This window comes from Halopseudomonas sabulinigri (assembly GCF_900105255.1).
GTDB lineage: Bacteria > Pseudomonadota > Gammaproteobacteria > Pseudomonadales > Pseudomonadaceae > Halopseudomonas > Halopseudomonas sabulinigri.
In genome coordinates, this window is the sequence record NZ_LT629763.1 from 1851379 (window position 1) to 1870115 (window position 18737).

Annotated in this window: 18 protein-coding genes; 1 reads left to right on the plus strand and 17 read right to left on the minus strand. The window is 59.9% G+C overall.

Annotation, left to right across the window (positions count from 1 at the left end):
- Positions 1 to 9 precede the first annotated feature (9 nt).
- The 12 genes from der to BLU26_RS08340 form a co-directional block, all read right to left on the minus strand.
- The gene (der, locus tag BLU26_RS08285) at positions 10 to 1443 is read right to left on the minus strand and encodes a ribosome biogenesis GTPase Der (protein WP_092288416.1); all 1434 of its coding nucleotides are present in this window, start codon (positions 1441 to 1443) and stop codon (positions 10 to 12) included.
- A 91-nt stretch (positions 1444 to 1534) separates the two neighbouring features.
- Positions 1535 to 2680 (minus strand): outer membrane protein assembly factor BamB, encoded by a 1146-nt coding sequence (gene bamB, locus BLU26_RS08290; RefSeq protein WP_092285621.1) that lies wholly within the window; start codon positions 2678 to 2680, stop codon positions 1535 to 1537.
- On the minus strand, positions 2680 to 3324 hold the full coding sequence (locus BLU26_RS08295) for a YfgM family protein (RefSeq protein ID WP_092285623.1): 645 nt from the start codon (positions 3322 to 3324) through the stop codon (positions 2680 to 2682). The genes bamB and BLU26_RS08295 overlap by 1 nt, the downstream gene beginning before the upstream one ends.
- A 40-nt stretch (positions 3325 to 3364) precedes the next feature.
- Positions 3365 to 4615, minus strand: a complete 1251-nt coding sequence (hisS, locus tag BLU26_RS08300) for a histidine--tRNA ligase (RefSeq protein ID WP_092288417.1) — start codon at positions 4613 to 4615, stop codon at positions 3365 to 3367.
- Positions 4616 to 4659: 44 nt separating this feature from the next.
- A complete protein-coding gene (gene ispG / locus BLU26_RS08305; RefSeq protein ID WP_092285625.1) occupies positions 4660 to 5772 on the minus strand; it encodes a flavodoxin-dependent (E)-4-hydroxy-3-methylbut-2-enyl-diphosphate synthase in 1113 nt (370 codons plus the stop codon).
- Positions 5773 to 5786: 14 nt separating this feature from the next.
- Positions 5787 to 6743 carry a RodZ domain-containing protein gene (locus BLU26_RS08310; RefSeq protein WP_172830651.1) on the minus strand — a complete coding sequence of 319 codons (957 nt, stop codon included), beginning with the start codon at positions 6741 to 6743 and terminating at the stop codon, positions 5787 to 5789.
- A 35-nt stretch (positions 6744 to 6778) separates the two neighbouring features.
- Complete coding sequence (gene pilW, locus BLU26_RS08315) at positions 6779 to 7528, minus strand: type IV pilus biogenesis/stability protein PilW (RefSeq protein WP_092285629.1); 750 nt, start codon at positions 7526 to 7528, stop codon at positions 6779 to 6781.
- A 27-nt stretch (positions 7529 to 7555) separates the two neighbouring features.
- Positions 7556 to 8707 carry a 23S rRNA (adenine(2503)-C(2))-methyltransferase RlmN gene (rlmN, locus tag BLU26_RS08320; RefSeq protein WP_092285631.1) on the minus strand — a complete coding sequence of 384 codons (1152 nt, stop codon included), beginning with the start codon at positions 8705 to 8707 and terminating at the stop codon, positions 7556 to 7558.
- 38 nt (positions 8708 to 8745) lie between these two features.
- Complete coding sequence (ndk, locus tag BLU26_RS08325; protein WP_092285633.1) at positions 8746 to 9177, minus strand: nucleoside-diphosphate kinase; 432 nt, start codon at positions 9175 to 9177, stop codon at positions 8746 to 8748.
- Between the two features lie 116 nt (positions 9178 to 9293).
- Positions 9294 to 10448, minus strand: a complete 1155-nt coding sequence (locus BLU26_RS08330) for an IscS subfamily cysteine desulfurase (protein ID WP_092285635.1) — start codon at positions 10446 to 10448, stop codon at positions 9294 to 9296.
- Positions 10449 to 10457: 9 nt separating this feature from the next.
- A complete protein-coding gene (gene cysE, locus BLU26_RS08335) occupies positions 10458 to 11276 on the minus strand; it encodes a serine O-acetyltransferase (RefSeq protein WP_092285637.1) in 819 nt (272 codons plus the stop codon).
- 2 nt (positions 11277 to 11278) lie between these two features.
- On the minus strand, positions 11279 to 12058 hold the full coding sequence (locus BLU26_RS08340; protein ID WP_092285639.1) for an RNA methyltransferase: 780 nt from the start codon (positions 12056 to 12058) through the stop codon (positions 11279 to 11281).
- 135 nt (positions 12059 to 12193) lie between these two features.
- Between BLU26_RS08340 and suhB the strand changes: the two genes are divergently transcribed.
- The gene (gene suhB, locus BLU26_RS08345) at positions 12194 to 13009 is read left to right on the plus strand and encodes a type III secretion system regulator SuhB (RefSeq protein ID WP_092285640.1); all 816 of its coding nucleotides are present in this window, start codon (positions 12194 to 12196) and stop codon (positions 13007 to 13009) included.
- Between the two features lie 257 nt (positions 13010 to 13266).
- On the opposite strand, the gene secF is transcribed toward suhB, so the two are convergent.
- From secF to queA, 5 genes are all read right to left on the minus strand, one after another.
- Positions 13267 to 14181: a protein translocase subunit SecF gene (secF, locus tag BLU26_RS08350; RefSeq protein WP_092285642.1), complete on the minus strand. Its 915-nt coding sequence runs from the start codon at positions 14179 to 14181 to the stop codon at positions 13267 to 13269.
- A gap of 10 nt (positions 14182 to 14191) precedes the next feature.
- Positions 14192 to 16063 (minus strand): protein translocase subunit SecD, encoded by a 1872-nt coding sequence (gene secD / locus BLU26_RS08355; protein ID WP_092285644.1) that lies wholly within the window; start codon positions 16061 to 16063, stop codon positions 14192 to 14194.
- A gap of 63 nt (positions 16064 to 16126) precedes the next feature.
- Positions 16127 to 16462, minus strand: a complete 336-nt coding sequence (gene yajC, locus BLU26_RS08360; RefSeq protein ID WP_092285646.1) for a preprotein translocase subunit YajC — start codon at positions 16460 to 16462, stop codon at positions 16127 to 16129.
- Between the two features lie 59 nt (positions 16463 to 16521).
- Complete coding sequence (gene tgt / locus BLU26_RS08365) at positions 16522 to 17640, minus strand: tRNA guanosine(34) transglycosylase Tgt (protein WP_092285648.1); 1119 nt, start codon at positions 17638 to 17640, stop codon at positions 16522 to 16524.
- A gap of 5 nt (positions 17641 to 17645) precedes the next feature.
- On the minus strand, positions 17646 to 18695 hold the full coding sequence (gene queA, locus BLU26_RS08370) for a tRNA preQ1(34) S-adenosylmethionine ribosyltransferase-isomerase QueA (protein ID WP_092285650.1): 1050 nt from the start codon (positions 18693 to 18695) through the stop codon (positions 17646 to 17648).
- Positions 18696 to 18737 lie beyond the last annotated feature (42 nt).

An 18737-nucleotide genomic window follows, 5' to 3' on the forward strand; every position in this document is an offset into this window, starting at 1 on the left:
TGGTTCGGGTTAACGCCGATCCTTGCTCTTCTTCTTAGACTTCTTGTTGTGACTCATCAGGCGGCGCTTCTTGTTGACCTGACGCTCGGTCAACTTGTTCTTCACCTCCGAGTAGGGGTTGTCACCACCCTTGTATTCCACTCGAATAGGCGTACCGGCCAACTTGAGCACCTTGCGATAGGTGTTTTCCAGGTAGCGGGTATAGGAGCGCGGCACCGAATCCACCTGATTACCATGCACGATGATGATCGGCGGATTGGAGCCACCAAGGTGCGCATAACGCAGCTTGATTCGGCGACCGTTGACCATGGGCGGCTGGTGCTCGGTGACCGCGTCTTCCAGAATCTCGGTCATGCGCCGCGTCGGGATCTTGGTCATGGCGCTTTCAAACGCCTTGTCTACCGACTTGTACAGCAAGCCCACACCACTGCCGTGCAGCGCGGAAATGAAGTGCAGATCGGCAAACTGGGCGAAGATCAACCGGCGTTGCAGCTCGGTCTTGACGAACTCCTTCTCCTCATTCTCCATGCCGTCCCATTTGTTCACCGCAATGACCAGAGCCCGACCGGCCTCCAGCACAAAGCCCAGCAGATGCAAATCCTGCTCGACGATACCTTCGCGTGCGTCGACCACAAAGATCACCACGTTGGCGTCCTGTATGGCCTGCAGGGTCTTGATCACCGAGAACTTCTCGATCGCCTCGAATACCTTGCCGCGGCGCCGCACACCGGCGGTATCAATCAGAGTATACGGCTTGTCGTGGCGCTCATAGGGAATATAAATGCTGTCGCGGGTCGTGCCGGCCTGGTCGAATACCACCACGCGGTCTTCACCGAGCATACGGTTGACCAGCGTTGACTTGCCCACGTTGGGGCGGCCGATCACCGCGATCTTGGTGCCGATGGCCTCAACCACCAGCGGCACGCCGTCTTCATCGGTGGCGACCTGGTCCCAGGCTTCGTCGTTCAGCACGGCATCCAGCATCGGATTGATGTTGCGACCGTGTGAAGCGGAGATACCGATAGGCGCGCCCAGGCCAAGCTTGGAAAACTCGCCCAGAATCGCATCCGGATCGGCGCCATCAATCTTGTTGGCGATCAGGTAGGTGTGCTTGTTGCGCTTGCGCAGATGCTCGGCAATCAGCTCGTCGCCAGCGGTACGACCGGCGCGCGAATCGACCAGAAAGAGCACCGCATCAGCCTCTTCAATGGCCTGCAGAGACTGCCCGGCCATGATCATATCCAGGCCTGCCTCTTCGCCGGTGATACCGCCGGTATCCACCACAATATAAGGCTTGCCCTGCCATGAGGCTTCGCCGTATTGGCGATCACGGGTCAGACCCGATACGTCGGCCACGATGGCATCGCGACTTTTGGTCAAGCGGTTGAATAACGTGGATTTGCCGACATTCGGCCGCCCCACGAGGGCGATAACAGGAACCATGATCACTCCGCGCACGCCTGGCGTGCCAAGAAAACAAAACGGCCGCTGCGCAAGCGAGCGCAGCGGCCGGGAAAGTATAACCTGTTTCGGTTTACTGCAGCTTGTAGGCCGCCAGATCGCCGCTGTTGCCGAACACGTACAGGGTGTCACCCAGAGCAATCGGCTGGGCACGCAGGCCATCGCCATCGACCTTGACACGACCCACCATGCGACCATCGGTTTGTGCCAGCAGGTGCAGATAGCCTTCAAAATCGCCTACCGCCACATAGCTGCTGATCGCCACAGGAGCGGTCAACTGGCGGCGCGCCAGGCTGTCGTTGCTCCACAGCTCGGAAGCACTGCCGTCGTCAAAAGCGTCGACGGTGCCATTTGCTTCGCTCACATATACGCTGCCAAAACCGACACCCGGTGCAACATAGGTCGACGCTGGGTGTTGCCACAGCGGTCGACCGGACTGGGTATCCAGCACGGCAAGATTGCCCTGGAAGGAGCCGACATAGAGCTTGTCGTCGACCAGCAGCAGTTGACCGTCGATATCGACCATGCGCTCAAGTTCGGAGCGTCCCTGGGGCTGCGCAATACGCTGCTCCCACATGGGTACGCCGCTATCAGCGGCCAGAGCGACGACCTTGCCACTGGCCAGACCGGCGAAGACCTGACGCAGGTTTACCACTGGTGTGCTGTGCCCACGCACAGTCAGTACCGGCAGACTGGCTTCGTAGATCCAGCGCTGCTCGCCGCTACTGATATCCAGGGCTACCAGCTTGTCGTCCTGGGTTTGCACCACAACTACGTCGCCGTTGGTCTGCGGCGGTGCCAGAACTTCACTGGTCACGCTCTTGCGCCACTCTTCACTGCCGTCGGCGTCGCTCAAAACGATGACTTGGCCATCCAGCGTGCCGACCATGACCCGACCACCGCCAGCACCCACCGCACCCGACAGCGGCTCATCCAGTTTGACCTGCCACTTCACCGAGCCGTCTTCACGGTCCAGCGCCATGACACGACCTTTGGCGTCGGCAGCATACAGCGTGAGGCCATCCATCGCGGGGGTCAGGTTGTTGAACAGGTCGCCCTGACCGTTACCGATATTGCGCTTCCACACGCGGTCGAGCTTCACTTCGGCATCAAACTTCTGCAGCTCTGCCGGCGGCAATTCTTTCTTGCTGTTGCTGCCACAACCCGCTGCAACCAGCGCGGCCAAGGCAACCACCAGATAACGAGACTTCAACTTCACTAGACTTCCTCCGCCAGATCATCCAGCTTCAATTGCAGCTGCGGTCGCGCTGAAGCGTCCGGCAGGGCTTCCTGTGCCGCCTTGTAGGCATCACGTGCCTCATCGCCACGACCCAGGCTCAGTAACAGATCACCACGAATTTCTTCGCGCGTGGCACGCAGCTCGGTACCTTCAACCGGTGCCGAAAAAAGCTCCAGCGCTTCCTCCGCACGCTGCTCCTGGCCCAGCACGCGAGCCAGGCGCTGGCGCGCAACTTCCTGCAGAGTGCTGTTCTTGCTGCTGTCGATGACATCACGCAGACTTTTTTCCGCTACCGGGAAGTCCTTGGCCTCGACGGCCAGGCGGGCCTGCATGAGCGCAGCGTAATCGGCGTAGCGGGTGCTGGCGTACTCCTCGCGCAATTGGGCGGCCAGCTCTGCGGCCCGCGCCCGCGAAGCTTCGGAGTCGCTTGAGAGCACTGACTCCAGCATCGACTGGTAGAGTGTTGATGCATTGCGCGCCTGTGCGTCCTGATGATTGTTCCAGGCCTGCCAGCCAAACACACCGGCCAACGCAATGGCAACGCCAGTCAGCAGAGGAGCACCGTGGCGACGCCACATATCCTTGAGTTTTTCTACCTGTTCTTCTTCTGTCTCGTAAGCCACCCTTAACTCCTTAGCCTTCAGCAAGCGATGCGATTGTCGCTCAGATAATCTGTGCAAGCCGAGCCGGCAAATCCTGCCAGCTCAGATTTTCCTGTTCTTCTTCAGTACGCAGTGGCTTCAGCCCGATCTGTTGCTCGGCCACTTCGTTTTCTCCCAGCACCAGAGCGTAAAGCGCGCCCGACTTGTCCGCTTTCTTGAACTGACTCTTGAAGCTGCCGCCCCCCGCGTGCACCACCAGGCGCAACCCTGGCAAGCGATCGCGCAGCTGCTCTGCCAGACGCAAGCCAGCCGTTACCGCAGCCTCGCCCAGCGTGACGAGATAGACATCAACCTGCCGGGCCAGTTCAGCGGGCACCTTGCCGAGGGTTTCGATCAACAGCAACAGCCGCTCGATGCCCATGGCAAAGCCAACCGCCGGTGCCGCCTTGCCTCCCAGCTGCTCGACCAGACCATCGTAACGACCACCGGCACAGACAGTGCCTTGCGCGCCCAATTGGTCAGTCACCCATTCGAACACCGTGAGGCCGTAGTAGTCCAGCCCGCGCACCAGACGCGGGTTGATTTGGTAAGGAATGCCAATAGCATCCAGCAGCACGCGCAACTCGGTAAAGTGCGCTCGGGCCTCGTCGTTCAGATAATCCGCCAGCTTGGGGGCAGCTACCAACAACGCCTGGGTAGTTTCATTCTTGCTATCGAGAATGCGCAGCGGGTTGCTCGCCAGCCGGCGCTGACTGTCTTCATCCAGTTGCTCAAAGCGCGCCTTGAGGTAGGTCACCAGGTCGTCGCGGTAGCGCGCGCGGTCAGCAGAGGTGCCCAGGCTATTGAGCTCCAGCTTGACCGCATCACTAATACCCAGGCGTTGCCACAGCCGCCACGACAGGGCGATGAGCTCGGCGTCGATGTCCGGACCGGTGAGATTGAAGGTTTCCACACCCACCTGATGAAACTGGCGGTAACGTCCTTTCTGCGGGCGTTCATGGCGGAACATCGGTCCGGTGTACCAGACCTTCTGACCGACACCACTACCCAACAGCCCGTGCTGCAGCATGGCGCGTACACAACCGGCCGTGCCTTCAGGGCGCAGGGTAAGCGAGTCGCCATTGCGATCATCGAAGGTGTACATCTCCTTCTCGACGATATCGGTGACTTCGCCGATGGAGCGCTTGAACAGCTCGGTAGGCTCAACAATCGGCAGGCGAATCTGCTGGTAGCCGTAGCCCGTCAGCAGGTCGGCTACGGTGCGCTCAAAGTACTGCCAGAGAGCGCTATCGGCGGGCAAAATGTCGTTCATGCCGCGCACGGCTTGCAGGGTTTTCAAAGCATCTTTCCTTTCGTTCAGCCGCGCACTATGGTGTTGGCGTCCAGCGCCTGCTTGGCAGCAATCTTGTCGCGAATCATTTTTTCCAGGCGATCGACCAGTTCGGCGTTGTCCACCTTCTGATCCGGCTTGCCATCCTGGTAAATAAGGTTGTTCGGCGTGCCGCCGGTGAGCCCGATATCAGCCTCTTTCGCCTCACCCGGGCCATTCACCACACAGCCGATGACCGCCACATCCAGCGGCGTGAGCACATCATCCAGGCGGCTTTCCAACTCATTCATGGTCTTGATCACATCAAAGTTCTGCCGCGAGCAGCTGGGGCAGGCAATGAAGTTAATGCCGCGCGAGCGCAGGTGCAGCGACTTGAGGATATCGAAACCGACCTTGATCTCTTCGACCGGGTCTGCCGCCAGGGAGATGCGGATGGTATCACCGATTCCCTCGGCCAGAAGCATGCCGAGACCAACCGCCGACTTCACTGTGCCGGAGCGCAAGCCACCGGCCTCGGTGATGCCCAGGTGCAGCGGTTGCTCAATCTGTTGCGCCAGCAGGCGGTAGGCGCCCACCGCCATGAACACATCAGAGGCCTTGACGCTGACCTTGTAATCCTGGAAATCAAGCCGATCCAGATGGTCAACGTGGCGCATGGCCGACTCCACCAGTGCCGCCGGGGTGGGTTCGCCGTATTTTTTTTGCAGGTCCTTTTCCAGCGAACCGGCGTTTACGCCGATGCGGATCGGAATACCATTGTGGCGCGCCGCATCTACCACGGCCTTCACGCGGTCCTCACGACCGATGTTGCCCGGATTGATACGCAGGCAATCAACGCCAAGATCCGCCACCCGCAGGGCGATCTTGTAATCGAAATGAATATCGGCAACCAGCGCCATGCGCGTTTGCTTGCGAATCTCTCCGAAAGCCTCGGCAGCTTCCATACTCGGAATGGAGATACGCACGATGTCTGCACCGGCGGCTTCAAGGCGCTGAATCTGCCCAAGCGTCGCGGCGACATCACAGGTTTCGGTGTTGGTCATGCTCTGCACTGAAATGGGCGCATCGCCCCCTACCAGTACCGAACCGACCTTGATCTGCCGGGAAACACGGCGCTTGATCGGCGATTGATGTTGCATAACGGAGTAACCTCTTACTGACCCAGGCGCAGACGAGCAACGCCCGACTGGCTCTGTTGCGGCAAGGTAACGGCCTCGCCACGATAGCGAATGGACTCAACAGCGCTGCGATCACCGATCACCAGATCCATTGCGCCCTCGTGGTCAAGATTGATCGACTGCCCCGCCTGCATCAACGCGCTGTGCAGCACCGCACCGTTGACCGCCTTGATCTGCACCCAGCAGTTGGCGGTAAAACTGATATTCAGTGTGGCGTTACCCGCTACGGCCTCGGTCGGCGCTGCAGCGGGCTCCGCGGTATTGTCGGCCGCAGGTGTCGGCTCAACAGTGCCACCCGAGGCTGCACTGGCAGCGGCGTCGGAAACCTCTTGCGTCTGCTCTGTCGCGGCTGTAGTGGGACCCTCAGTCGACCCAGCCTCGTCGGGCGCGGCGGCGGTACTCAGACCAAGTTGCTCATCGGTGAGGCTCTCGGCCTGTTCGGCAATCGAGGGTGGCAAGGTCAGCGCGTCCACTTCCACTTCATCCAGCAGCGCGTCATCGTCAAGCGCGTCTTCATCCAGCGCATCGACCACCTGACTGGAACGGTTGTCGTACCACCAAACCACAGAGGCAACCAGCGCCAGCACAATCAGCAGGCTGACCCAACGCATCGCACCGCCGCCACTGCGGCGCGGCTCCGCCACACGACTGATACCGCTGACCGGGCGCTCACGCGCCTCGATACCGCGGAAACGATCGAATTCTACCGCCAGCCGATTGGGATCAAGCCCCACCAGGCGCGCATAGCTGCGGATATAGCCACGCGCAAAGGTATCACCGGGAAGACGATCGTAAAGCCCGTTTTCGATGCCCTCTACCGCTGCCACCGAAATTTTCAGGTTCTGTGCAATCTCGACCTGCGTCATGCGACGCTCGGTCCGCGCGGCCCGCAGGGTATCGCCCGGGTTACTCAGACGCTGTTGTTCAGCCATGCCTGCACCTGCATCATGACGTTCGGAACTCATAATTATTCAGACTCCATAAGCGCTTTCGCTTCAGGGCTAGCGGGGTAGAGTCGCTTGAGCTGCAGGGCATAGCTGGCGGCCCGACTGTGATCTTCAAAGCGTTTTGCCAGCTGGATACCCAGCCCCAGACTGGCTGCATTCTGACCGGACATTTCGGCAAAGGCGCGATAATGCTGCCACGCAGGTACGTAGTCCTGCGCCTGGAATTCCAGCTGCGCCAACTCCAGCAGGGCCCGTGGCTGACGGCTATTCAAGCGCAGTGACCGCTCGAAGCTTTCGCGCGCCTCGCTGGTGGCGCCCATACGCTGATAGGTCAGGCCGAGGTTTTCGAACACGCGCGAGCGCTCACTGTAGAGCGTATCTTCCGAAGCCTTCTGGAAATAGCCCAGCGCTTCCGGGTAGCGCTCCCGATCCAGCAGGAAAGCGCCGTAGTTATTCAGAATACGGGCGTTTTGCGGGTCACTGCTCAAGGCCGCGCGAAAGTGCTTTTCGGCGGTTTCGTACTCCCCTTCATACTGGAACACCAGCGCCAGCGCGGTGTTGGCGGACGCCGACTTGGGATCCAGCGCCAAGGCTTCACTCAGCGGCTTTTTCGCCCGCTCGGTCTCACCCTTTTGCAAGTAACCGAGGCCCAGTTGTATGTAGGCATCGCGCGCCTGCTCCGGGTCGACCTTGCGGCTGGTGTCGCCGGTGGTCACGCAGCCGGTCAGCAGCAGGCTCAGCGTTAACATCAGGGCTGCAGACTTACTCATGCGATCATCCTTCCTGGCTGAAGAGTATTAGTGGTTGCTGCCGCGCGCCGGTTCCGCGCTCTCTGCTTCGGCGGCCAACTGGCGCACAGCGATATAGCGCTCGCTGCGGCGCGTGCGATCCATCACTTGACCGACCAACTGGCCACAGGCTGCGTCGATATCCTCCCCGCGCGTAGTCCGCACGGTGACGTTATAACCAGCCTGATGCAACATATCCTGGAAGCGGCGAATGGCATTATTGCTTGGCCGTTCGTAACCCGAATGCGGGAAGGGGTTGAAAGGTATCAGGTTGATCTTGCAAGGAATATCGCGCAGCAGCTCGATCATTTCCGCGGCGTGCTCCGGACGGTCGTTGACGTCCTTGAGCAGGGTGTACTCAATCGTCAACGAGCGCTTCTCGCCGAGACCGGCAATGTACTTCTTGCACGCCGGCAGCAACACCTCAAGCGGGTATTTCTTGTTCAGTGGCACCAACTGGCTGCGCAACTCGTTGTTCGGCGCGTGCAGCGACAGTGCCAGGGCAACATCGGTGATCTCGCCCAGTTTCTCGATCATCGGTACCACGCCCGAGGTAGACAACGTCACCTTGCGCTTGGAGATGCCGTAACCCATGTCGTCCATCATCAACTGCATGGCATCGACGACATTGTCAAAATTCAATAGCGGCTCGCCCATGCCCATCATCACTACGTTGGTCACCGAGCGATCCACGGTAGCGGGTACAGAGCCGAAGGACTTGTTGGCGATCCACACCTGGCCAATGATTTCAGCCACGGTCAGATCACTGTTGAAGCCCTGCTTGCCGGTCGAGCAGAAGCTGCAGTCCAGCGCACAACCCGCCTGGGACGAGACACACAGCGTGCCACGCCCATTTTGCGGGATATACACCGTCTCCACGCAACTGCCCGAGGCAACCCGCACGACCCACTTGCGTGTGCCGTCGCGGGAAATATCCTCACTGACCACCTCGGGACCCCGAATCTCGGCGCAGGCCTTGAGCTTTTCGCGCAGGGCCTTACCGACATTGGTCATGTCATCGAAGTTGTCGACACCATAGTGATGAATCCATTTCATAACCTGGCCGGCACGAAAACGCTTCTCTCCCAGTTCCTCGAAGAAAGCTTCCAGTTTCTGCTGTGTCAGACCCAGCAGATTGGTCTTGCTGGTTGCATTGGTCATGGTGATCACATCACTTGGTTGAACAGGTAAGGATAAGCTTAGCGGGTACGCGGGCAGAGCTCGGTTTCGGCGAAGAAATAACCGATTTCACGTGCAGCGGAAGTTGCAGAGTCGGAACCGTGTACCGCGTTGGCGTCGATAGACTCGGCGAAGTCGGCGCGAATGGTGCCGGCAGCGGCTTCTTTCGGGTTGGTTGCGCCCATCAGGTCACGGTTCTTGAGTACCGCGCCTTCGCCTTCCAGCACTTGAACGACAACCGGACCGGAAGTCATGAAGGCAACCAGATCCTTGAAGAAAGGACGCTCTTTGTGCTCGGCGTAGAAGCCTTCGGCGTCAGACTGAGACAGCTGAACCATTTTGGCAGCAACAACGCTCAGGTTAGCCTGCTCGAAACGGCTGATGATCTGACCAACAACGTTCTTGGCGACGGCATCGGGCTTGATGATGGACAGGGTGCGTTCAACGGCCATGTAACTCTCCAGACAGTTTTTTCGGATTGAAATGATAAAAGATGGTTAACCTGCGGATTATACGCAGGTTAAAGACAAATAGATAACAGCAGCGCGGTTCCCGACTGGCGGCGAATTCAGGCTGCCTGGCGCAGGCGCTGCACTACCTGACAGATGATCTCGGCAGCGCGCAGGACGTCCTCTTCGCGGGTATAACGACCGAGCGACAGCCGGATAGAGCTGTGCGCCAACTCGTCATCCAGACCGATGGCACGCAGCACGTAGGAGGGCTCAACCGCCGCCGAGGTACAGGCCGAACCACTCGACAGCGCCAGGTCTTTCAGCGCCAACAGCAGCAGCTCACCATCCACCCCGGCAAACGCGAGATTCAAATTGTGCGGCACCCGCGCCTGCGCGCTGCCGTTGAGGGTAACGTCCGGCAACGCCGCCAGGCCGGACAGCAAGCTGTCGCGCAGGCCGGCAATGCGCGCCGACTCGCTCGCCAGCAGCTTGCCGGCCAGCTCAAAGGCCGTGCCCATACCCACGATCTGGTGGGTGGCCAAGGTGCCAGAGCGCATGCCACGCTCGTGCCCACCGCCGTGAATCTGCGCTGGTAGCCGCAGCGCCAGGCCGCGGCGCACGAACAAGGCACCAATCCCTTTGGGGCCGTAGGTTTTGTGCGCGCTGAACGACATGAAGTCGACCGGCAGCGTGCGCAGGTCAATCGCCAGCTTGCCGGTCGACTGCGCGGCGTCCACGTGCATCAGCACGCCGCGGGCATGCGCCAGCGCACCCAATGCCGCAATGTCATTGATGGTGCCGATTTCGTTGTTGACGTGCATCAACGTCACCAGCACGGTGTCGTCACGCAGCGCCGCCTGCAATTGCTCCGGGGTAATCACACCCTCAGCGCCAGGCTGCAGATAGGTCACCTCAAAGCCTTCGCGCTCCAGCTGTTGGCAACTGTCGAGCACCGCCTTGTGTTCGATTTTAGAGGTGATGATATGGCGACCGCGCTCAGCCTGCGCATGCGCCACGCCCTTGATCGCCAGGTTATCCGACTCAGTGGCGCCCGAGGTCCAGACGATTTCGCGCGGATCAGCGCCCACCAGATCAGCCACCTGACGACGCGCCAGCTCGACTGCCTCCTCGGCTTTCCAGCCGTAGAGGTGCGAGCGCGACGCCGGGTTGGCAAAGTTGCCGTCCAGCGTCAGGCAGGCCATCATTTTTTCCGCCACCAGCGGGTCGACCGGTGTGGTGGCTGCGTAATCCAGGTAAATGGGTTGCTTCATGCGATTGCCTCAGCGTGCAGTGGTGTCGTTGCGTTCAGCGTCCACTGCAGCATCGGTATCGTCCTTCAACAGCTCGAAGTCCTCGCCGCCCAGTGCTGGCAGCTCTTTGGCGCAGTAATCACTGCCCAGCTCGCTGAGCGCCTTGCACATACCCTCCAGCCGGCTATCAACTGCCTGCATGTGATCCAGCATCTGCCCAATAGCGCGCGCGACCGGGTCCGGCATGTCACGGCTTACACCGTAGGCATCAAACCCGAGCTTCTCGGCCATCGCCTGACGCTTGGCTTCCTGCTGCTCGTCGGCCGATTGATCCGCCTCCTTGACGATAATCCGGCCGGGAATCCCGACTGCGGTGGCACCGGCCGGCACTGCCTTGGTGACCACGGCATTGGAGCCGATCTTGGCCCCCTTACCGACAGTGAAGGGCCCCAATACCTTGGCGCCAGCGCCCACCACCACGCCGTCTTCCAGCGTCGGATGGCGCTTGCCCTGATCCCAGCTGGTGCCGCCCAGCGTGACACCCTGATACAGGGTCACATCATCACCAATCTCGGCAGTTTCACCAATCACTACACCAAAGCCATGGTCAATGAAAAAACGACGCCCCAGCTTGGCGCCGGGGTGAATCTCGATACCGGTCAACCAGCGCGCCAGGTGCGATACCATGCGCGCCAGCAAAAAGGCGTTGCGCACCCAAAGTCCATGCGACAGCCGGTGCATCCAGACCGCATGCAGACCCGGATAGCAAGTCAGCACTTCCAACGTGTTGCGCGCAGCAGGGTCACGGTGGAAAACACTGGCTATGTCTTCTTTCATGCGTTCAAACATGCTTAACGTCTCCGCGCACCGGATGCTTTGACTCCGATGGCCTTCTGGGTTTCGGTCAGGATGCCGCGCAGGATGTTCATTTCCATCCGATTGACCTGAATGCGGCCGTACAGGCGACGCAAACGCGGCATCAACTGTCTCGGTTTTTGAGGGTCGTGGAAGCCGATTTCAACCAGCACCTGCTCAAGATGCTGAAAATACTGCTCCAGCTCGCCCGCCGTAGCAGGAATCTCATTCGGCAGAGCAGTGGTTTCAACCTTGTGCATCTTGGTCGGCGCGCCGGCGCGCTGCAGAGACTGCATGCGCAATTCGTAGGCCAGCACTTGTACGGCCGCGCCCAGATTGAGCGAGCTGAAATCCGGCATCGACGGAATATGCACGTGGTACTGACAGCGCTGCAGCTCTTCGCTGGTAAGACCGGAGTCCTCGCGCCCGAATACAATGGCGATGGGGCCTGTTTCGGCCGCCTCAAGTCGGTCCAGCACCTCATCTGCAGCCTCGCGCGGGTCCAGCACGGGCCAGGGAATGCGCCGATCGCGGGCACTGGTACCGAGCACCAGTACACAGTCCTCGATCGCTTCTTCCAGCGTGCCGACGATGCGTGCCTGCTGCAGCACATCATCGGCGCCCGATGCGCGTGAATTGGCCTCCGGGTCAGGGAAGCGTACCGGATCCACCAGCACCAGCTCGTGCAACCCCATGTTTTTCATCGCCCGCGCAGCCCCACCGATGTTGCCGGGATGACTGGTGTTGACCAACACCACACGCACATTATTCAACACAGCAGCACCTATACGAGCCAGAATGGACCCTGCATCTTACAAAAGCTGCACCCTGATAGCCATGATGCATTCATGTTGCCAGGGTTATCTGCTACAATTTCCGGCTTTTCATCTTCCTGACAGAGATACATCCCTATGCAGCCCATGCTGAACATCGCCCTGCGCGCCGCGCGCAGCGCCGGAGAACTGATTTACCGTTCCATGGAACGTCTTGATGTTCTCACCGTCGACGAGAAGGATGCTCGCGACTACGTCACGGAGATCGACCGCGCCGCCGAACAAACCATCATCACCCAGCTGCGCAAAGCCTACCCGGATCACAGCATCCAGGCCGAAGAATCCGGTTTCCAGCCCGGCCAGGGTGAAGGTGCCGATACCGTCTGGATTATCGACCCTCTGGACGGTACCACCAACTTCATTCGCGGCGTGCCGCACTTTGCCGTCAGCATCGCCTGTCGGGTAAAGGGCCGCATCGAGCACGCGGTCGTTTTCGATCCGATCCGTCAGGAAGAATTTACTGCCAGCCGTGGCCGTGGCGCCGCACTCAACGGTCGCCGCCTGCGGGTGAGTAATCGCAAGTCGCTTGACGGCGCGCTGCTGGGTACCGGCTTCCCCTTCCGCGACAACCAGATCGACGCGCTGGACAACTACCTGGGCATGTTCCGCAGCCTGGTTGGTCAGACCGCCGGCATTCGCCGTGCCGGTGCTGCCAGCCTCGATCTGGCTTATGTTGCCGCTGGCCGCTTTGATGCCTTCTGGGAGTTTGGTCTGGCGGAATGGGACATGGCCGCTGGCGCACTGCTGATCCAGGAAGCAGGCGGCCTGGTCAGCGATTTCACCGGTGGTCATCAGTTCCTCGACAAGGGCCACATCGTTGCCGGCAATCCCAAGTGCTTCAAGGCGGTACTCACCGCCATCCAGCCGCACCTGACCTCAGGCATGAAGCTCTAACCCGGCTGCAAGCTTCGCGCGGCGAGCTACAAGCTGGCCGTGCATTAGCTGATTAAGAGGCCCACACCCTGATTGGTGTGGGCCTTTTTTGTGGGCAGCGTTTGGGCTGGAAGCTGGAAGCGAAGTGTCGACTGAAAAAACATAGCATCAAGCCACGCCCATTAAAAAACCCACACCAAGTTGATGTGGGTTTTGCTTTTTTCTTCGAGCTTTTAGCTTAAAGCTTGCTGCTTGAAGCTGCGCCGGCAATCCGGAACTCAGGGCCGGTCGTCGATCGCCTCTTCGATCTGCGGCGGTATCAGATCATCACGGGTGAGCTTCATGGTCACCAGCAAACCGCCGGCAATGTAAATCGAGGAGTAGGTACCCACGCCCACACCGATCAACAACGCTGTGGCAAAGCCGTGAATATTCTCGCCGCCGAAATAGAACAGCGCCAGCAGCACCAGAATGGTCGAGAACGACGTCGCCAAGGTTCGACCCAGCGTCTGCGTGGTCGAAATGTTGATAATGTCGGTCAGTTCGGTCTTGCGCATTACCCGCATATTTTCACGCACGCGGTCAAACACCACGATGGTATCGTTGAGCGAGTAGCCGATAACTGCCAGCAGTGCTGCCAGTACCGTCAGATCGAAAGATAAGCCAAACAGCGAAAACACACCCAGGGTAAAGATCACGTCGTGGAACAGCGCGACAATGGCCGCCACGGCGAACTTCATCTGAAAGCGCAGCGAGACGTACAGCAGGATGCCGCCCAGCGCCAGCAGCATGCCGATACCGCCTTTGTCGCGCAGCTCCTCACCCACCTGCGGGCCGATGAACTCCACCCGTTTGACCGAGACATCGTTGCCATCCTGGCGCTTGACCAGTTCGGCGATCTCCGCACCCAGGTCCGGGTTGTCACTGGGCAAACGGATCAGTACATCGGTTGAAGCACCGAAGTTCTGCACCACCGCGTCGTTCCAGCCGTTACCTCGCAGCACTGTACGAATATCTTCCAGCTCAGGGGGCTGAGTGTAATTCAGCTCCACCAACGCACCGCCGGTGAAATCCAGGCCCAGATTCAACTGTTTGACCACCAGGCTGCCGATAGACGCAATCATGAGCACAATGGCAACAACGAAGAAAACTTTGCGCAGGCCGAGGAAATTAATGGTTTTGATATTTGTCATGGATTGATCCTCACAGCCACAGCTTCTTGATGTCGCGTCCACCGACGGACAGGTTGACCATGGCACGGGTGACCATGATGGCACTGAACATCGAGGTCAGAATCCCCAGCGACAGTGTTACGGCGAATCCCTTGACCGGACCGGAGCCCATGGCAAAGAGGATGACCCCCACCAGCAGCGTAGTCAGGTTACCGTCGATAATGGCGGAAAACGCCTTATCGAAGCCTTCGTGCACCGCACGCTGTGGTGACATGCCGTTGGCCACCTCCTCCTTGATGCGCGAGAAGATCAGCACGTTGGCATCAACCGCCATACCCAGGGTCAACACGATACCGGCAATACCCGGCAGGGTCAGGGTCGCACCCAGCATCGACATCAGCGCCAGCAACAGCACCAGGTTGAAGGTCAATGCAATGCCGGCAAACACGCCGAAAGCGCGGTAAACCAGCAACATGAAAACCAATACCAGAGCAAAGCCGACCTGTGTAGCCGTCACACCCTTGGCGATGTTTTCCGCACCCAGGCTTGGCCCGATGGTGCGTTCTTCAACAAAGTGCATGGGCGCCGCCAGACCGCCGGCACGCAGCAGCAGTGCCAGTTCCGAGGCTTCAGCCGGGGAATCCAGACCGGTAATGCGGAACTGGTTGCCCAGCGCGCTCTGAATTGTGGCCAGACTGATGATCGACTTTTCTTCAACGAAGGCCGGAATCTCGACTTGCTGCGCAACGCCATCGACTTCCTGCGTCACCGTACGGCTGATCTGGCGCTGCTCGATAAACAGCACCGCCATGCCGCGACCAATATTGTTGCGGGTGGCACGGTTCATCAGCTCGCCGCCGTGGCTGTCGAGCTTGATATTCACCTGCGGACGGCCGTTCTCGTCGTAGTTGGACTGCGCATCGGTCACCTGATCACCGGTGATGATGATGCTGCGCTCAACCTGCGCCGGTGGGCGGCCGTTATTGCCGTGGTATTCAAAGGTTTCGGTCGTGGCGGCGGCAGCATCGGGCTCCGCAGCCAGACGGAACTCCAGGTTGGCGGTCTTGCCCAGTACGCGCTTGGCCTCGGCGGTGTCCTGCACACCTGGCAATTCAACCACGATGCGGTTGGCGCCCTGACGCTGTACCAGAGGCTCAGCCACACCCAACTCGTTCACCCGGTTGCGCACGGTGGTCAGGTTCTGCTTGACCGCGTACTCGCGAATCGCAGCGACTTCGGTATCGGTCAACGCCAACTGCAGCACCTGCTGACCATCCTTCTCAACCGAGGTCAGGGCAAACTGGCTGTACTGCTTGCCAATCAGCCGGCGCGCGTCAGCCAGTTGCTCTTCGTCGGCAAAGCCAAACTGCAGCGTGGTGCCTTGTGTCGGCAGACTGCGATAGCGTAGCCCTTCGGTGCGCATCAGGCCACGCACTTCACTCTGGTAGACGTTAACCCGCGACTCCAGCGCCTTGTCCATGTCGACCTGCAACAGAAAGTGCACGCCGCCTGACAAATCCAGGCCCAGTGTCATCGGGCCAGCGCCGATATTGCTCAACCATTCGGGCGTGGTGGGTGCAAGGTTCTGCGCCACCACGTAATCGCGGCCCAGCGCGTCGCGCACCACATCCTGCGCCTGCAGCTGGTCGGAGCGATTGACCAGACGCACCAGACCGGAACGGTTGTTGCTGCCCAACTCGCTGCCCTTGGTCTGCAACCCGGCGGCGGCCAGCGCCTGCTCGATTCGGTTCAGATCGGACTGTTCGATGGATTGCGTAGAGCTGGCACCGGAAATCTGGATGGCAGGATCATCCGGGTACAGATTGGGCATGGCGTAGATCAGGCCAAGCGCGAGCACGGCCACAATCAGCAAATACTTCCAGAGGGGGTAACGGTTGAGCATATCAGGGCCTGATAGCAGTCCGGGCGCCTTATCGGCGCCCGGAACAGAGTTCTACATGAAGGATTAGATGGCTTTCAGTGTGCCCTTGGGCAGTACGGCGACGATGGCGCCTTTCTGAAACTTCAGCTCCTGGCTTTCGGTTACTTCCAGCACAACGAACTCATCGGTGACCTTCTTCACCTTGCCAAGAATACCGCCGCCGGTTACCACTTCATCACCATTGGACAGGTTGGCCAGCAGATTCTTGTGCTCTTTCGCACGCTTGGCCTGGGGACGCCAGATCATCAGATAGAAGATGACGACAAAACCGACCAGAAAAATCCATTCGAAACCGGCACCCACGGGTGCGGCTGCGCCGCCAGCTGATTGCGCCATAGCGGCGGGAATGAAAAAGCTCATGTGACACTCCTGTTATTGAACTGCAAGAAAATCGGTTATGGGGGCGATCCGGGCGCTAATCAAGCCTGCAGCGGAGGAACCGGCAGACCCAGCTTGGCGTAGAAGTCATCCACAAAGTCGGTCAATGTACCCTGTTGAATGGCACTGCGCAAACCTGCCATAAGCCGCTGATAATGCCGCAGGTTATGGATGGTATTGAGCATACTGCCGAGCATTTCGCCGCACTTGTCCAGGTGATGCAGATAGGCGCGCGAGAAGTTTTGGCAGGTGTAGCAGTCGCAGGCCGGATCAAGCGGACTTTGGTCGTGCCGGTGCACCGCGTTGCGGATCTTGATCACCCCCGCCTCGGTAAACAGATGGCCGTTACGCGCATTGCGCGTGGGCATCACGCAGTCGAACATGTCGACCCCGCGGCGCACACCTTCCACCAGATCCTCAGGTTTGCCAACGCCCATCAGGTAACGGGGTTTTTCCGGCGGCATATGGCCAGGCAGAAAATCCAGTACACGCATCATTTCGTCTTTCGGCTCACCGACCGACAAGCCACCAATGGCCAGACCATCGAAGCCGATCTCGCACAGGCCCTCGAGCGAACGCAACCGCAGATTTTCATGCATGCCGCCCTGTACGATCCCAAACAGCGCCGACGGATTGCCCTCATGCGCCGCCTTGGAACGCTTGGCCCAGCGCAGCGACAGCTCCATGGAGCGGCGCGCCGTGTCTTCATCCGCCGGATAGGGCGTGCACTCGTCAAAGATCATCACGATGTCGGAGCCCAGCTCGCGCTGCACCTGCATCGACTCCTCCGGCCCCATGAATACCTTGGCGCCGTCCACCGGCGAGGAGAAGTAGACGCCCTCCTCCTTGATCTTGCGCATGGCGCCCAGGCTGAACACCTGAAAGCCACCGGAATCGGTCAGGATCGGCCCCTTCCACTGCATGAAGTCGTGCAAATCGCCGTGCTGCTGAATCACCTTGGTGCCGGGGCGCAACCAGAGATGGAAGGTATTGCCGAGAATGATCTGCGCGCCGATGGCCTCGACATCGCGCGGCAACATGCCCTTGACCGTACCGTAGGTGCCCACCGGCATGAACGCGGGGGTTTCCACCACGCCACGCGGAAAGCTCAGCCGGCCGCGACGGGCCTTGCCGTCGGTGGCCAGCAGTTCAAAGGACATATGACTCATTGCGATACCTCTGGCCCACGCGGGGCAGGATTGCGGGTAATGAACATGGCATCACCGTAACTGAAAAATCGATACCGCTCGGCCACCGCAGCCGCGTAGGCCGCCATGGTTTCGGGGTAACCAGCGAAGGCCGAGACCAGCATCAGCAGGGTTGACTCCGGCAAGTGGAAGTTGGTCACCAGCGCATCAACCACATGAAAGGGTCTGCCCGGGTAGAGAAAAATATCGGTATCACCACTGAAGGGTTTGAGCACGCCATCGCGCGCGGCGGACTCCAGTGAGCGCACGCTGGTGGTGCCCACCGCTATCACCCGGCCGCCGCGCGCCTTGCACTGCTCCACCGCAGCCACAACCTCGGGGCCGACTTCCAGCCACTCCTGATGCATCACGTGCTCTTCGATGCGCTCGACGCGCACCGGCTGGAAGGTGCCGGCACCCACGTGCAGGGTCACCTCGGCAGTCTCTACGCCCTTATCGCGAATTGCCTGCAGCATGCCCGCATCAAAGTGCAGGCCGGCGGTGGGCGCGGCAACGGCGCCCTGGCGCTTGGCATACACGGTTTGATAGCGCTCACGATCGGCGCTGTCATCCGCACGGTCGATATAGGGCGGCAGCGGCATGTGACCGACGCGGTCGAGCAGTGGTAGTACCGGCTCGGCAAAGCGCAGCTCGAACAGCGCCGCGTGGCGCGCAACCATCTCGGCGCTGGCGTCCCCTTCCAGCAGAATTTTGCTACCCGGCTTGGGCGATTTGCTGGAGCGAATATGGGCCAGCACGCGGTGCTCATCCAGCACACGCTCAACCAGCACCTCCAGCTGGCCGCCGGTCTCCTTGCGACCAAACAGCCGCGCCGGAATAACCCGCGTGTTGTTGAACACCATCAGATCGCCCGGCTGCAGATACTCGAGCAGGTCAACAAACCGCCGGTGGCTCAGCTCACCGCTGGGGCCGTCCAGACACAGGAGGCGACTGCCGCGCCGCTCGGCCAAGGGGTGACGCGCGATAAGTTCATCGGGCAGATCGAAGGCAAAATCACTGAGACGCATGCGGGGAGCGGTTCCGGAGGCAATTCAAAGGGGGCTTATGGT